This is a genomic window from Janthinobacterium sp. LPB2021202312-11-4 (genome assembly GCF_037049705.1).
GTDB lineage: Bacteria > Pseudomonadota > Gammaproteobacteria > Pseudomonadales > Pseudomonadaceae > Aquipseudomonas.
Genome location: NZ_JBAGKV010000015.1, coordinates 66,300 through 78,905, shown reverse-complemented (window position 1 = coordinate 78,905; position 12,606 = coordinate 66,300). Strand labels below are relative to the sequence as shown.

The following is a 12,606-nucleotide window of genomic DNA, read 5'->3' as shown; positions in this document are numbered from 1 at the left end:
GGCATAAGTCTTGCGCGCTTTCGAATACGCTTTTGGCTCGCAGGAGGCACGCCGTGTCGATTCATGTCGCATTGCATCACGTCACCCATTACCGCTACGACCGCGCCGTCGAGCTCGGTCCGCAGATCGTTCGCCTGCGCCCGGCGGCCCACAGTCGCACGCGGATTTTGTCCTACGCGCTGAAAGTCTCGCCGGAGCAGCACTTCATCAACTGGCAACAGGACCCCCAGGGCAATTACCTGGCGCGTCTGGTGTTCCCGGAAAAAACCGATGAGCTGCGGATCGAAGTCGACTTGGTGGCGGAGATGGCGGTGTTCAATCCGTTCGACTTCTTCCTGGAGCCTTACGCGGAAAAGATCCCGTTCACCTATGCCGCCGACGAGCGCAAGGAACTGGCGCCGTACCTGGAAACCTTGCCCCTGACCCCGAAATTCAAGGCTTACCTGGACGGCATCGACCGCACGCCGCTGCCGAGCGTGGATTTCCTGGTGGCGCTCAACCAGCGTCTGAGCGAAGACATCGGCTACCTGATCCGCATGGAGCCCGGCGTTCAAACCCCCGAACACACCCTCGAACATGCCTCCGGCTCCTGCCGCGATTCGGCGTGGTTGCTGGTGCAATTGCTGCGCAACCTCGGGTTGGCGGCGCGGTTTGTCTCCGGTTATTTGATCCAGTTGACCGCCGACGTCAAAAGCCTCGACGGCCCCTCGGGCACGGAAGTGGACTTCACCGACCTGCACGCCTGGTGTGAGGTCTATTTGCCCGGTGCGGGCTGGATCGGCCTGGACGCGACGTCAGGGCTGTTTGCCGGTGAAGGACACATTCCGTTGGCCTGTAGTCCCGATCCGGGCTCTGCGGCACCGATCAGTGGCTTGGTGGAACCTTGCGAGTGCGAATTTACCCACGAAATGTCCGTGGAACGGATTTGGGAAGCACCTCGGGTAACAAAACCCTACACCGAGGACCAGTGGCTGGCGATCCAGGCACTGGGTCGGCAGATCGATGCCGACCTGCTGGAAGGTGACGTGCGCCTGACCATGGGCGGTGAACCGACGTTCGTTTCCATCGACGACCCGGACGGCGCCGAGTGGAACACCGCCGCTCTGGGGCCGGACAAACGTCGTCTGTCCGCCGAGCTGTTCCAGCGCATGCGCAAACACTACGCGCCCAAAGGCCTGGTGCATTTCGGTCAGGGCAAGTGGTATCCGGGCGAGCAATTGCCGCGCTGGTCGCTGAACTGTTACTGGCGTCGTGATGGTGTGCCGATCTGGCGCAACAGCGCGCTGATCGCCGATGAGCAGGAAGACTACGGCGCCACTGGCGAGCTGGCCGGGCGGTTTCTGTCGAGTGTCGCTGAGCGCCTGAAAATTCCGACACGTTTTGTGTTCCCGGCCTACGAAGACAATTTCTATTACCTCTGGCGCGAAGGCACGTTGCCGCTGAACGTCAGCGCCGAAGATTCACGTCTGGAGGAACCGCTGGAGCGCGCGCGTCTGCGCAAAGTCTTCAGCCAGGGCCTGGACAAGGTTATCGGCCAGGTCCTGCCACTGGCGCGCACCGCCAAGGGCGATCAATGGCAGAGCGGCCGCTGGTACCTGCGTGACGAACACTGCCGGTTGGTGCCGGGGGATTCGCCGCTCGGTTATCGCTTGCCGCTGGGGTCGCAGCCGTGGGTGAAGGCGGCGGAGTATCCGTTCATCCATCCGACCGATCCGAATCAGGATTTTGCGGAGCTGCCGAAAACCGCTCAATTGCAAAGCCACGGCGAACCGGCCGTCACGGATGACCGGGTGCCAGAGATCGACGAGTCCGCCGACTGGCTGACCCGCACCGCGTTCTGCGCCGAAGCGCGGGAAGGGCGGTTGTACCTGTTTATGCCGCCGCTGGAGCGGGTTGAGGATTACCTGGAACTGGTCGCTGCGATCGAGGCGACCGCCGAAGAATTGCATTGCCCGGTGTTGCTGGAAGGCTATGAACCGCCGAGCGATCCGCGCCTGAGCAACTTCCGCGTCACCCCGGACCCGGGCGTGATCGAAGTCAACGTGCAGCCGTCCGCTTCCTGGGATGAACTGGTTGAACGCACCGAGTTTCTGTACGAGGAAGCACGCCAGACCCGGTTGACCACCGAGAAATTCATGATCGACGGTCGACACACCGGTACCGGCGGCGGTAACCATTTCGTACTGGGGGGGGCGACTCCGGCGGACTCACCGTTCCTGCGCCGTCCCGATCTGCTGCGCAGCCTGATCAGTTACTGGCATAACCACCCGTCGTTGTCCTACCTGTTTTCCGGACTGTTCATCGGCCCGACGTCCCAGGCGCCACGGGTGGACGAGGCGCGTAACGACTCGCTGTACGAGTTGGAAATCGCCTTTGCCCAGATGCCGAAACCGGGCGAAGAGTGTGCGCCTTGGCTGGTGGATCGCTTGCTGCGTAACTTGCTGATCGATGTCACCGGCAACACTCACCGCGCCGAGTTCTGCGTCGACAAACTCTATTCGCCGGACGGCGCCACTGGACGTCTCGGTTTGCTGGAGCTGCGAGCGTTTGAAATGCCGCCCCATGCGCGCATGAGCCTGGCGCAGCAGTTGCTGCTGCGGGCACTGGTGGCGCGGTTCTGGCGCGAGCCGTATGCGCCGCCGAAACTGGCGCGTTGGGGCACCGAACTGCACGATCGCTTCCTGTTGCCGCACTTTATCGAGCAGGATTTCGCCGACGTCATCGTCGATCTGAATGCCGCCGGATACCCGGTGCGGGCCGAATGGTTTGCCGCGCACCTGGAATTCCGCTTTCCCAAGGTCGGCGATTACGCCGTCAGCGGGATCGAACTGGAAGTGCGTCAGGCCCTGGAGCCTTGGCACGTATTGGGCGAAGAGGGGGCGGTCGGCGGCACGGTGCGTTACGTGGATTCGTCCCTGGAGCGTTTGCAGGTCAAGCTCACGGGCCTGGCGCCGCAACGTTATTTGCTGACCTGCAATGGCATTCCGGTGCCGTTGCAGCCGACCGGCCGGGTCGGCGAGTTCGTGGCGGGCGTGCGCTTCCGCGCCTGGCAACCGTTCAACTGCCTGCAACCGACCATCCCGGTCCACGCCCCGCTGGTGTTCGACCTGCTCGACACCTGGATGGAGCGTTCGCTGGGCGGCTGTCAGTACCATGTCGCCCATCCGGGCGGGCGCAACTACGACAGCCTGCCGGTGAACGCCAATGAAGCGGAGAGCCGGCGGATGGCGCGATTCTTCCGAATCGGACACACGCCAGGGAAACTTCCTATACCCAACGTGACGATTAACGACGAGCTGCCGATGACGCTCGATTTGCGACGTTTTTAAGCCCTACGCGACGCTCGGATTTTTCGTCTATCCGGGCGTCATGAGCCTGCGTTAGTCTGACCGTACTTTGTTGTCTGCCGAGCTTTCCATGCCTGACCTGCTTGACCGTTACCCGCTGACAGCGGGCACCTACCACGAACTGCTCGACGACAGCGGCGCGGTGCGCCCGCACTGGCGTCGGCTGTTTGACCAATTGCAACGCAGCACCCCAGCGCAACTGGTGCAGCGCCAGGCTTTGCTGACTCGGCAAATCCAGGAAAACGGCGTGACCTACAATGTTTACGCCGACCCCAAGGGCGCTGATCGTCCGTGGGAACTGGACCTGTTACCCCATGTGATTGCGGCGGATGAGTGGCAGCATCTGTCCGCCGGGATTGCCCAGCGGGCACGCCTGTTGAACGCTGTTCTGGCGGATTTGTATGGCCCGCAGCGTTTGATCGCTGAAGGCCTGCTGCCAGCGGAACTGGTGTTCGGCCACAACAACTTCCTCTGGCCGTGTCAGGGCATTGCGCCACCCGACGGGGCCTTTTTGCATCTGTATGCCGTGGACCTGGCGCGCACGCCTGATGGCCGCTGGTGGGTCACGGCGGACCGGACCCAGGCGCCGTCCGGTGCCGGTTATGCGCTGGAAAACCGCACCATCGTGTCCCGGGCATTTCCCGAGTTGTACCGGGATTTGAAAGTGCAGCACCTGGCCGGGTTCTTCCGCACCTTGCAGGAAACCCTGGCGCGCCAGGCACCGAGCGACGATGAAGCACCGCTGGTGGTGCTGCTGACCCCCGGACGCTTCAACGAAAGCTATTTCGAACATTTGTACCTGGCGCGCCAGCTCGGTTATCCACTGGTGGAGGGCGGCGACCTGACGGTTCGCGACGCCACCGTCTACCTGAAAACCCTGAGCGGTTTGCGCCGTGTCCACGCGATCATGCGTCGGCTGGACGATGACTTCTGCGACCCGCTGGAGCTGCGCACCGACTCGGCCCTCGGCGTGCCGGGGCTGCTCGAAGCCGTGCGCCAGGGCCGGGTGCTGGTGACCAACGCGCTGGGCAGCGGTGTACTGGAATCCCCGGGGCTGCTGGGCTTTCTGCCGAGGATCAATCAATTCCTGTTTGGCGAAGAACTGATCCTGCCGTCCATCGCGACCTGGTGGTGCGGTGAGGCGCCGGTGCTGGCGCAGGCCCTGGAAAAACTCCCGGAATTGCTGATCAAACCGGCGTTCCCGTCCCAGAGCTTCGCACCGGTCTTTGGCCGTGATCTGAGTGAAAAACAGCGTGAAGCACTGGCTGAGCGCATGCAGGCGCGGCCATATGCCTATGTGGCGCAAGAACTCGCGCAGCTCTCCCATGCGCCGATCTGGCAGGCCGAGGACGGTCATCTGCAACCGCGAGCTATCGGCATGCGTGTGTATGCAGTGGCCAGTCAAGAGGGTTACCGAGTGTTGCCCGGCGGTTTGACCCGGGTCGCTGCCGACGCCGATGCCGAAGTGGTCTCGATGCAGCGCGGTGGCGCGAGCAAGGACACGTGGGTGCTCGGCGAGCGGGCGCCCAGCGGCGAACAATGGAAAACCCAGCGTCCGATCGGTGTCCACGACCTGGTTCGGCGTGATCCGTACTTGCCATCGCGGGTGGTCGAGAACCTGTTCTGGTTCGGCCGTTATTGCGAGCGTTGCGATGACAGCGCGCGATTACTGCGGGTCATGCTGGCGCGCTACGTCGATGGCGATGACCCGCAAGCGCTGGAAGCGGCGGTCGATCTCGGTGAACGGCTGAACCTGTTGCCCGAAGAAGGCGAATTGCCGGAACGCTTGCTCGCGGCTTTGTTGGGCGATGACTGGCCATTCAGCCTGCGCTCCAACCTGCAACGCTTGCAGTGGGCGGCCTCGCAGGTTCGCGGCAAGCTCTCCCGGGAAAACTGGCAGGCGCTGGTGGAGTTGCAGCGCGAGGCCATGGAACTGGAAACCGAAGAACCGGATTTCGGCGAGTTGATGGATTTCCTCAACCGCTTGGTGATGTCTCTGGCCGCGCTGTCCGGTTTTGCCCTGGACGACATGACCCGGGACGAAGGCTGGCGTTTCCTGATGATCGGGCGGCGGATCGAGCGCTTGCAGTTTCTCAGCGGCAGCCTCGCGGCGTTTCTGCGCGGTGCCGGGGCTTTCGATCAGGCCGGCCTGGAGTGGTTGCTGGAGCTGGGCAACAGCAGCATCACCTACCGCTCGCGGTATTTGGCGGTGGCGCAATTGATCCCGGTGCTCGACCTGTTGCTGCTGGATGAACAGAACCCCCACGCGGTGCTGTTCCAGTTGAAACTGGTGACTCGCACGTTGAAACGCCTGAACGACGATTTCGGCGCCCCACGGGAGGCGTGCCTGCCGCAATTGGTCGAGCGTTTGGCGAATTTCGACCTGGGTTGTCTGGAGAACTCGCTGTTTGGCGAGGCCAGTGTTCACGCGGCCGTCGAGGGGCTGGCCGATCTGCTGCAAGAGATCGCCGATTCCAGCGGCCAGGTCTCCGATCGCCTGGCCTTGCGCCATTTTGCCCATGTCGATGATGTCAGCCAGCGCACGGTGTCCGTCTGATGAATGCCCGTTACCAGATTTTCCACGACACTCATTATCACTACGACAGCCCGGTGTCCCTCGCCCAGCAACTGGCGCACTTGTGGCCGCGTGCCTGCACCTGGCAACGCTGCACGGCCCAGGCGTTGTTGATCAGCCCTGAGCCGACGACCCGCCGCGATGAGCTGGATGTGTTCGGCAACCCGCTGACCCGTCTGGCCTTCGAGCGGCCTCACGATGAGCTGCTGGTGAACGCCCAACTGACGGTCGAAGTGTTGGGCCGGCCGGTTCTGGACTTCAATCAATCCCCGGCCTGGGAAGAAACCCGCAATGCGCTGACCTACAGCAGTCAGCCGCTTTCCCCGCAGTTGCTGGAAGCGTGTCGCTATCGTTTCGAATCGCCGTACGTGCATTTGAAACGCAACTTCGTCGATTTTTCCGAAAGCTGTTTTCCACCGGGCCGGCCGCTGCTGTTGGGCGTCCAGGCGTTGATGGAGAAGATTTTCAGCGAGTTCACCTTTGATGCCGAGGCCACCCAGGTGGCCACGCCGTTGGTGGAAGTGCTGGAGCGTCGGCGTGGTGTCTGCCAGGACTTCGCGCACCTGATGCTCGCGTGTGTGCGCTCGCGGGGACTGGCGGCGCGCTATATCAGCGGCTATCTGCTGACCCAGCCTCCGCCGGGGCAACCACGGATGATTGGCGCCGATGCGTCCCATGCCTGGGTTTCGGTGTTTTGCCCGGTGCTTGGGTGGGTGGATTTTGACCCGACCAACAACGTGCAACCGGCGCTGGAACACATCACCTTGGCCTGGGGCCGGGATTTTTCTGATGTGTCGCCGTTGCGTGGGGTGATTCTTGGCGGCGGTAATCATGATCCGGAAGTGCGGGTCACGGTGATGCCGCTGGATTAACACCTTGCTTAAGGTGTTTGGTGATGGGGAAATTGCCAGGATCGCAGCCTTCGGCAGCTCCTACGGGGGCCGGTGCTTCATGCAGGAGCTGCCGAAGGCTGCGATCTTTTGATTCTGCTGTGAAAGGAGATTTCCGATGTTCCCGGTTTCCATCAAAGGCGTCCTGCAATCCCCCGAAGGCCTGGTCGTGTTGATGCTCAACGAGCGCGACGAATGGGAACTGCCCGGCGGGCGAATTGAACTGGGCGAGACGGTTCCGGATTGCCTGGCACGGGAAATCGCCGAGGAACTGGATGTCGAGGTGGAGGTGGGCGAACCGCTGGATTCGTATCTGTTCGAGGTGATCCCTGGCAAACACGTGTTTATCTCGACCTACCGCTGCCAGTTACTGGGCGGTTTTATGCCGACGATCAGTCATGAGCACAAGGAGATCGGGCTGTTTGATCCGGCGCGTTTGCCGGCCAACTTGCCCAAGGGGTATCGCGATTCGATTCAAAAAGCGTTGGGCCTGTGAGGGTCAGCAGCAAGGCTGCTGACCCTGGACACAGATCCGGTGAGCCTGATCAGATCATCGGGCTCTGAGGGTCTCAGGCGTCGGGCGCCTGATCTTTCGGTGCTTCAACATCGTCTTCTGCCGCCACTTCGCCTTCTGCATCCGGGTTCAGTGCTGCTGCTTCTTCTTCAGCTGTAGCTTTCTTGCGCTGAAGCTTTTCCTCTTTCTTCTGCTCCTTGGCCAAGTCTCTCTGACGTTTGGCGAAGGAATAATTAGGTTTAGCCATGGGCGATCCTCTGGGGTCGAAGGTGAGGTTGAGCGGCGCATATTCTGCCCTGTATCGGTGCCTAGCCGTTAGCTGGGTTTTTGCTCGGCCCATTTTGGCTGGACCGAAGGTTGCCAGGCGTCCAGGGCATCGAGCAGGATTTGCGGCGATTCGCTCACTTGCAGCATGTCACGGTGTGGTGCGCGAACGAAGCCTTCGCCGACGATATGATCAAGAAAAGCGGTCAATTGGCCGTAGAAACCGTTCACTTCGAGCAAACCCAGCGGCTTGCCGTGGTAGCCGAGCTGGCCCCAGGTCCAGACTTCGAACAGTTCCTCCAGCGTGCCCAGGCCGCCGGGCAAAGCGATAAACGCGTCGCTGAGTTCCGCCATCCGGGCCTTGCGCGCGTGCATGCCGTCGACCACTTCCAGGCGCGTCAGGCCACTGTGGCCGATTTCCTTGTCTTTGAGGCTTTGCGGGATGATCCCGATCACTTCGCCGCCGGCCGCGAGGGCGGCATCCGCCACGATCCCCATCAGCCCGACGGCGCCGCCGCCATAGACCAGGGTCAGCTTGCGCTCGGCCAAGGCTCGCCCCAAGGCGACAGCCGCTTCACGATAAGCCGGGTGGGTGCCAGTGCTGGCACCGCAAAATACACAAACGGACGCTATAGACATGCCTTACTCCAGGGTCAGGATGGCCACAGAGTAAAGGCAGGAAAGCGGCGCTCCAAGGGTTAAACCTCGCGTTGAGGTGTTTCATAGGTGCCGCTGGCGCCACAAGCGTAGGCGGCGAGCAAACTGCACAACAGGCTGTTGATGGACATGACAGACGCTCCGTCTAAGTGATTAGGCCTTGAGGATAGGGCCGGCCCAGACGTCTGGCTGTTAGATTGTTTCGATGAGTGTCATAGCCCGAAAGTTGTATACAATTTTTGATTCAGGTCATAGGAACTTGCGAAGTTTTCAGGCAGTCTTCTGTCCATTCGCGTTTTCGTAAACCCTGCCTTGGAGATTCACCATGTTTGCCAAACTAGTTGCGGTATCCCTGCTGACGCTGGCCAGCAGTCAATTGATGGCCGCAGAGTGCAAGACCACCATCGACTCCACTGACCAGATGTCCTTCAACAGCAAGGCCATTGAAATCGACAAGAGCTGCAAGACCTTCACCGTTGAGCTGACCCACTCCGGCAGCCTGCCGAAAAACGTCATGGGCCATAACTGGGTGTTGAGCAAAACCGATGACATGCAGCCGATCGCGACCGCTGGCATGGCTGCCGGCATCGACAAGAACTACCTGCCGGAAGGTGACGCACGCATCATCGCTCACACCAAAGTCATTGGTGCTGGCGAGACTGACTCCGTGACCTTCGACGTGTCGAAACTGGCGGCTGGCGAAAGCTACGGTTTCTTCTGCTCGTTCCCGGGCCACATTTCGATGATGAAAGGTACGGTTACTCTGAAATAGCATTTGCTGGATCGTGAAAAAGACGCCCGAGAGGCGTCTTTTTTTTGCCTGTCCGTCAGATGCCATTGGTCTGAAAGGTTGTGGGACCTGTTATTTATGACAGTAGGCAACGGCTGAAATCGTGGCGTTCAATCTCTCTTAAGTTCGCCGCATATTGCGGCGATGCCATAAAGAGAGCGCCTGATCATGAGTAAAAAACACGTTGTACCAGCCATACAATCGGTAACAGATCCCGAAGGTAATGCGGTTAGAGACAACGGCATTACCAATTTCACCACGCTGCACCTGGAAGGAGCCGCAGGTGTGGGGGCTGACGTCGAGGTTATTCTCGGCGGGAACGTTGTGGCGACAGTTGCGGCAAAAGAGGGCCATTGGAAATATGTCCTGGAAAATCTGGACAGAGGACGAATCCACAGGATTTGGGTGAGGAGCGATGGCGAGGACTCGCGTCACTGGACGGTCACGGTAGACGCCAAAGAGATCGAAAAACCCCTGATTACGAAGGTGTTGGACTGGGACGGAAATCTGGTTCCAGACGGGGGATCAACCGACGCCACCACGCTTGAGCCAAGTGGCACAGCCGATGTTGGCGCCTCTGTGAGCGTGTATGTCGATGGGTTACTTCAAGCTGCGGCCTATGCTTCCGACGGTACGTGGAGGGCCCAAGTTCATGGCTTGGGCATGAATGCTTACCATGCGATCCAGGCAAGCGCCAACAATCGCTGGTCTAACATCTGGAACGTCACGGTGGGAGTCGTGCACGGTGCGGCGTGGATTACAGCGATCAGAGACGCTGACGGTTATGACATACCCTACGCAGGTTATACCGCTTCGACGACGGTAGACATCGTAGGCAAAGCCCCACCACATCAGCCCGTCACCGTTTTCACCAATGCCAGTCATGAAGTCTCTGTGATTGCAGACGCCGAGGGCCTCTGGAGCACTCGTCTGGCAGGCCTGTCTGAGCAGCTCTATATCGTCACGGTGTCTGATTCCGTTGGCTCCCACGACCGCAGATTTATCTGCGTGGATGCACGTCTGCCAATCATCAGGCTGGCGAAAGACTCGAAGGGCAACCCTATTCCCATCAACGGCTCGACGAGGGATCGTTCGGTCGTATTAACCGGGACAGGCGCGGCGGGAGAGGTACTGACTCTTCAAAACAGAACGGTTGTAGTCGGCAACCCGAGGGTCAACGACGACGGCGTTTGGGCATGGCCAGTCTCGGATCTGTCGGACGCTATTCATGTGTTCCGGGTATCGGGGAGCTATGGCGGCGGGCTAGTTCCGCACGATTACCATTTCCGCGTGCATTGAACACAGCGCCTGCCTTCGGCATTCATAGAATGCTGAAGGCAGTTTGCTGTTTCGGCTTACGGCGCTAACGGCATCACCCGCTTGTGATGCGTCTTCTTGTACGTATCAAAAATGATCTTGAACGCTTCCTCACGCACTGGCTCGCCGTGCAGGAACGCATCGATCTCGGCGTAGGTGACGCCGTGGGACGCCTCGTCCGGTTTGCCCGGCGACAGGTCTTCCAGGTCGGCGGTCGGGACTTTTTCCACCAGCGATTCCGGCGCACCGAAGCTGCGGGCAATCGCCCGGACCTGGTTTTTCACCAGGCCACTGAGCGGTGCCAGGTCGCAGGCGCCGTCACCGAACTTGGTGAAGAACCCCATCACTGCTTCCGCCGCGTGGTCGGTGCCGATCACCAGGCCATGGGCCGCGCCGGCGATGGTGTACTGGGCGACCATGCGCATCCGCGCCTTGGTGTTACCGAGTACGAAATCCACCGACACCGCGTGCTTGCCTTCGAACGCCGCGACCTCACTGGCCAGGGATTTGACCGCCGGGCCGATGTTCACCGTGTGGCGCTCGTCCGGGGCGATGAAATCCACTGACGCCTGGGCGTCGTGTTCGTCGAATTGCGTTTCGTACGGCAGGCGCACGGCGATGAACTTGTAGCTGTCATCACCGCTGCGGGTACGCAATTCGCTCATGGCACGCTGGGCCAGGAGGCCGGCGGTCAGGGAATCGACACCGCCGCTGATGCCCAGCACCAGGGCCTTGAGCCCGGAATTGACCAGGCAATCCTGGATAAAGGTAATCCGCCGGGCGACTTCAGCCTCGAGGGCCGCTTGATCGGCGAATGGCGGCTGAACCTTGAGCTGATCAGCAATCTCACGCTGTACGGCTTGCATGAATTCACTCCTTGCTAGAAATACTGGAAAGGGCAGGTACTTTGAAAACATGTCGCAAATAGGCGACGAAATTCGGGTCTTTGCAGTGAGTCTTGCCAGGCTCGTCGGAGATCTTCGCCACCGGTTGGCCGTTGCAGGCGGCCATTTTAAGCACGATGCTCATCGGTTCGACACCCGGAATATCACAGGTCAGGTTGGTGCCGATGCCGAAGCTGACATTGATCCGCCCCCGCAGCGCGCGGAATATCTCCAGGGACTTGGGCAGCGTCAGGCTGTCGGAGAACACCAGGGTCTTGCTCATCGGGTCGATGCCGAGCTTGTGGTAATGGGCGATGGCTTTTTCCGCCCACAGCACCGGATCACCGGAGTCGTGGCGCAAGCCGTCGAAGAGCTTGGCGAAATACAGGTCGAAATCGCTGAGGAAGGCATCGGTGGTGATGCAGTCGGTCAGGGCGATCCCCAGTAAGCCGCGATACTCGCGAACCCAGCAATCGAGCGCGGCGATCTGGCTGTCGATCAGCCGTGGGCCGAGTTGCTGATGGGCCATGATCCACTCGTGAGCCATGGTGCCCAAGGGTTTCATGTCCAGCTCCCGGGACAGGTGCACGTTGCTGGTGCCGACGAAACGCCCGGGGAAATCGTGCTTGAGCACGTTCACCACTTCTTCCTGCACGCGGTACGAAAACCGGCGGCGGGTACCGAAATCGGCGACCTGCAATTCGGATAATTCATCGCTGCTGGCATTGGCGGTCAGCCAGTCGAACTTGCGATAGAGCTGCTCGCGCGCCTTTTCCAGGACGACTTCCCGGTAGCGATAGCGGTTACGCACTTCGCTGACGATCGCCAGCATCGGCACTTCAAACAGAATCACATGCAGCCACGGCCCGCGCAGGCGGATGAACAACTCGCCGTTCTCAATGCCGGTGTGGACGTAGCGCAGGTTGAAGCGGAACAGCCCGAGAAAGCGCAGGAAATCCGGCTTCATGAAGCTGATGCGCTCCAGGAAACTCAACTGATCGGCGCTCAGGCTCAAATCGGCGAGGCGCTCGAACTGATAGCGGATCTCCGCCAGGTACGGGCGCAGATCCTCACTGTTACGGCAACGAAACTCCCATTCGACTTCCACGTTAGGGTAGTTGTGCAGCACCGCCTGCATCATCGTCAGTTTGTAGAAGTCGGTGTCGAGCAGGTTCTGCACGATGCGATCGCCAAATACGCTCTCGCTCATAACGGGATTCTCCATGCTGGCCGCGACCCGTGGTCGCGACGTTTCAGCTATTTCAATGAATGGGGCTAGTGGCGCATATCAGCGGCCGTTATTGCCAGCAATTTCTGCATCAGCGCGCAATGCTTCCGTAGGAGCTGTCTCGTGAAACGAGGCTGCGA

10 protein-coding genes are annotated in these 12,606 nt (G+C 60.5%); 6 read left to right on the top strand and 4 right to left on the bottom strand.

Going from position 1 to position 12,606, the window contains the following annotated elements:
• The first annotated feature begins 53 nt into the window (after positions 1-53).
• The 4 genes from V5E99_RS17220 to V5E99_RS17205 all read left to right on the top strand — a co-directional run bounded on the left by V5E99_RS17220 (position 54) and on the right by V5E99_RS17205 (position 7,308).
• Positions 54-3,329 (top strand): transglutaminase family protein, encoded by a 3,276-nt coding sequence (locus tag V5E99_RS17220; protein ID WP_499803516.1) that lies wholly within the window; start codon positions 54-56, stop codon positions 3,327-3,329.
• Between the two features lie 88 nt (positions 3,330-3,417).
• Entirely contained in the window at positions 3,418-5,904 is a 2,487-nt protein-coding gene (locus tag V5E99_RS17215) for a circularly permuted type 2 ATP-grasp protein (RefSeq protein WP_499803515.1), read from the top strand.
• The gene (locus V5E99_RS17210; RefSeq protein ID WP_499803514.1) at positions 5,904-6,794 is read left to right on the top strand and encodes a transglutaminase family protein; all 891 of its coding nucleotides are present in this window, start codon (positions 5,904-5,906) and stop codon (positions 6,792-6,794) included. The genes V5E99_RS17215 and V5E99_RS17210 overlap by 1 nt, the downstream gene beginning before the upstream one ends.
• 136 nt (positions 6,795-6,930) lie before the next feature.
• A complete protein-coding gene (locus V5E99_RS17205; protein WP_499803513.1) occupies positions 6,931-7,308 on the top strand; it encodes an NUDIX hydrolase in 378 nt (125 codons plus the stop codon).
• Positions 7,309-7,381: 73 nt separating this feature from the next.
• On the opposite strand, the gene V5E99_RS17200 is transcribed toward V5E99_RS17205, so the two are convergent.
• Together V5E99_RS17200 and V5E99_RS17195 are read right to left on the bottom strand one after the other, a co-directional pair.
• Complete coding sequence (locus V5E99_RS17200; RefSeq protein WP_018928487.1) at positions 7,382-7,573, bottom strand: hypothetical protein; 192 nt, start codon at positions 7,571-7,573, stop codon at positions 7,382-7,384.
• 68 nt (positions 7,574-7,641) lie between these two features.
• A complete protein-coding gene (locus tag V5E99_RS17195; RefSeq protein WP_499803588.1) occupies positions 7,642-8,223 on the bottom strand; it encodes a cytokinin riboside 5'-monophosphate phosphoribohydrolase in 582 nt (193 codons plus the stop codon).
• Between the two features lie 349 nt (positions 8,224-8,572).
• On the opposite strand from V5E99_RS17195, the gene azu reads away from it, so the two are divergent.
• Together azu and V5E99_RS17185 are read left to right on the top strand one after the other, a co-directional pair.
• Positions 8,573-9,019, top strand: coding sequence for an azurin (gene azu, locus V5E99_RS17190; protein ID WP_499803512.1), 447 nt, complete (start codon positions 8,573-8,575; stop codon positions 9,017-9,019).
• Between the two features lie 186 nt (positions 9,020-9,205).
• On the top strand, positions 9,206-10,336 hold the full coding sequence (locus tag V5E99_RS17185; RefSeq protein WP_499803511.1) for a hypothetical protein: 1,131 nt from the start codon (positions 9,206-9,208) through the stop codon (positions 10,334-10,336).
• Between the two features lie 56 nt (positions 10,337-10,392).
• Here V5E99_RS17185 and nadE read toward each other — a convergent pair whose 3' ends face one another.
• The gene (nadE, locus tag V5E99_RS17180) at positions 10,393-11,220 is read right to left on the bottom strand and encodes an NAD(+) synthase (protein ID WP_499803510.1); all 828 of its coding nucleotides are present in this window, start codon (positions 11,218-11,220) and stop codon (positions 10,393-10,395) included.
• Positions 11,221-11,224: 4 nt separating this feature from the next.
• Complete coding sequence (gene pncB, locus V5E99_RS17175) at positions 11,225-12,448, bottom strand: nicotinate phosphoribosyltransferase (protein WP_499803509.1); 1,224 nt, start codon at positions 12,446-12,448, stop codon at positions 11,225-11,227.
• Positions 12,449-12,606 lie beyond the last annotated feature (158 nt).

Excerpts from the sequence above, each read along its gene's own strand:
- V5E99_RS17215 (WP_499803515.1), top strand. The coding sequence starts at position 3,418 with ATGCCTGACCTGCTTGACCGTTACCCGCTGACAGCGGGCACCTACCAC.
- V5E99_RS17210 (WP_499803514.1), top strand. The coding sequence starts at position 5,904 with ATGAATGCCCGTTACCAGATTTTCCACGACACTCATTATCACTACGAC.
- V5E99_RS17205 (WP_499803513.1), top strand. The coding sequence starts at position 6,931 with ATGTTCCCGGTTTCCATCAAAGGCGTCCTGCAATCCCCCGAAGGCCTG.
- V5E99_RS17200 (WP_018928487.1), bottom strand. The coding sequence starts at position 7,573 with ATGGCTAAACCTAATTATTCCTTCGCCAAACGTCAGAGAGACTTGGCC.
- azu (WP_499803512.1), top strand. The coding sequence starts at position 8,573 with ATGTTTGCCAAACTAGTTGCGGTATCCCTGCTGACGCTGGCCAGCAGT.
- V5E99_RS17185 (WP_499803511.1), top strand. The coding sequence starts at position 9,206 with ATGAGTAAAAAACACGTTGTACCAGCCATACAATCGGTAACAGATCCC.
- nadE (WP_499803510.1), bottom strand. The coding sequence starts at position 11,220 with ATGCAAGCCGTACAGCGTGAGATTGCTGATCAGCTCAAGGTTCAGCCG.
- pncB (WP_499803509.1), bottom strand. The coding sequence starts at position 12,448 with ATGAGCGAGAGCGTATTTGGCGATCGCATCGTGCAGAACCTGCTCGAC.